Origin of the sequence: Mycobacterium sp. IS-1496, assembly GCF_001499995.1 — a bacterium.
GTDB lineage: Bacteria > Actinomycetota > Actinomycetes > Mycobacteriales > Mycobacteriaceae > Mycobacterium.
The window spans coordinates 1-2,268 of sequence record NZ_LQIU01000060.1 but is presented as its reverse complement, the minus strand read 5'-3'; the positions used below and the strand labels follow the sequence as shown (position 1 = coordinate 2,268).

The following is a 2,268-nucleotide window of genomic DNA, read 5'->3' as shown; positions in this document are numbered from 1 at the left end:
TCAGTTCATGTTCCACGGTTCGCCGTAGGTGGTGACGCTGTCACCGGTGGAGGCGATCAGCCGGGCGTAGGGACGCAGCAGCACACCGCCGGCCGCACCGGTCACCGTGCCGTGGGCGTTGGAGACCGCCACAGCACCCTCGGCACCCTCCACATCGACCGCGAAGGTCGCCACTTCCTGGATGCCCGGGCCGTTACCGAGGTCCGCGCTGATCGACACACCCGGGAACAGCGGCGGGGTCACGATGCCCTCAGCTATGAAGTCGGCGCCCTCGAGGCCGTCGAAGGCGATGTTCGGGGTGGTGTAGCTGAAGTTGATCCCCACACCCAGCGACCACGGGAAGCCGATCTGGTAACCCAGCTCCAGCGAACCCTCGAACTCCTCGGCACCCTCACCGGCCACGATGTACTTGGCCCGACCCGAGTGGAACCACTCACGGGTCAGCCGGTTGCGATCGAGCGGGAACACCCCGTTGAGGAACGTGTCCCACTGCTGGATCGTCAACGTCCTGCCCTGCCCGTCGACCAGGCTGAGCTCGTTGTCCAGACCTGCGTTGGAGGTGCCCGTGCTCGTGAACAGAGCCGCGATGGCCGCAACCAACGCGATCAGCACCCGACTGATTGCCTTCATGATCTCCCTAGCTGTTGCGCCGACATTTTCATCGGGCGCCTGGTCGCCTGGAGACCACACACCCATGAGCCCAACATGTGACTGTGATGAGAAGTCGCATCAGTTGTCTCATGCGTATCTCATCGTCAGTGACGCGCAAAACATAACAGGGCGGCCAAGAACCGACAACAGATAGCGCGGATGCGCCCGTTGTCGCAGGTCACCTGCGGAAACGGGAAGACTCCTCGGTTACTCGCCCGTGAACACGGAGAAGCCCGCGGGTGACTCACCCGCGGGCTCCTCCTGGCGTCAGGACTCAGTTCATGTTCCACGGTTCGCCGTAGGTGGTGACGCTGTCACCGCTGGACGCGATCAACCGCGCGTACGGACGCAGCAGCACACCGCCGGCCGCACCGGTCACCGTGCCGTGGGCGTTGGAGACCGCCACAGCACCGTCAGCGCCCTCCACGTCGACCGCGAAGGTCGCCACTTCCTGGATGCCCGGACCGTTACCGAGATCGGCGCTGATCGACACACCCGGGAACAGCGGCGGGGTCACGATGCCCTCCAGCGGACTGATGCCACCTTCCCCGTCGACAATCACGGTGTCGAGGCCGTCGAAGGCGATGTTGGGGGTGGTGTAGCTGAAGTTGATCCCCACACCCAGCGACCACGGGAAGCCGATCTGGTAACCCAGCTCCAGCGAACCCTCGAACTCCTCGGCACCCTCACCGGCCACGATGTACTTGGCCCGACCCGAGTGGAACCACTCACGGGTCAGCCGGTTGCGATCGAGCGGGAACACCCCGTTGAGGAACGTGTCCCACTGCTGGATCGTCAACGTCCTGCCCTGCCCGTCGACCAGGCTGAGCTCGTTGTCCAGACCTGCGTTGGAGGTGCCCGTGCTCGTGAACAGAGCCGCGATGGCCGCAACCAACGCGATCAGCACCCGACTGATTGCTTTCATGATCTCCCTAGCTGTCGCGCCGACATTTTCATCGGGCGCCTGGTCGCCTGGAGACCACACACCCATGAGCCCAACATGTGACTGCGATGAGAAGTCGCATCAGTTGTCTCATGCGAATCTCATCGTCAGTGACGCGCAAAACATAACAGGGCGGCCAATAACCGACAACAGATAGCGAAGCGCCATTGTTTTAGGCCTCTGAGCTGCAGTTATGCGGCCATTACGGCATTAACTATTTAACAAAGAAAAGAGCGCCGAGGACGTGATCAGATCAAGCTATTTGCGATCAAAAACAAATTCCGTGCTGTGCAATCAAAATCTGCGCAGTCGACCGCGCAGGGCATCGGCTCGCCCCGGCACCCCGCAGGGGCCGCTGGGCCGGCGTCAGTGGTGGGCTGCGGTTTCCTGCGTGTCACCGCTGTAGCCCCGCCGCGAGACCGCTGTGCTGTCCAACAGGTGTGTGCCGCATCGGGTTCGGTCATGACAACGAAGAGCCCCGCGGGTCGGTGACCCGCGGGGCTCTTACTGCGATGAAGAGGAACTCAGTTCATGTTCCACGGTTCGCCGTAGGTGGTGACGCTGTCACCGGTGGAGGCGATCAGCCGGGCGTAGGGACGCAGCAGCACACCGCCGGCCGCACCGGTCACCGTGCCGTGGGCGTTGGAGACCGCCACAGCACCCTCGGCACCCTC

The 2,268-nt window shown here is 63.3% G+C and carries 3 protein-coding genes; all 3 read right to left on the bottom strand.

What is annotated here, in order from left to right:
- Positions 1 to 630, bottom strand: a complete 630-nt coding sequence (mspA, locus tag AU195_RS22600; protein ID WP_059161261.1) for a porin MspA — start codon at positions 628 to 630, stop codon at positions 1 to 3.
- A 295-nt stretch (positions 631 to 925) separates the two neighbouring features.
- Complete coding sequence (gene mspA, locus AU195_RS22595; RefSeq protein WP_059161260.1) at positions 926 to 1,576, bottom strand: porin MspA; 651 nt, start codon at positions 1,574 to 1,576, stop codon at positions 926 to 928.
- A gap of 542 nt (positions 1,577 to 2,118) precedes the next feature.
- Positions 2,119 to 2,268 (bottom strand): MspA family porin (locus tag AU195_RS22590; protein ID WP_172800688.1); only part of this gene is annotated, 150 nt, incomplete at its 5' end.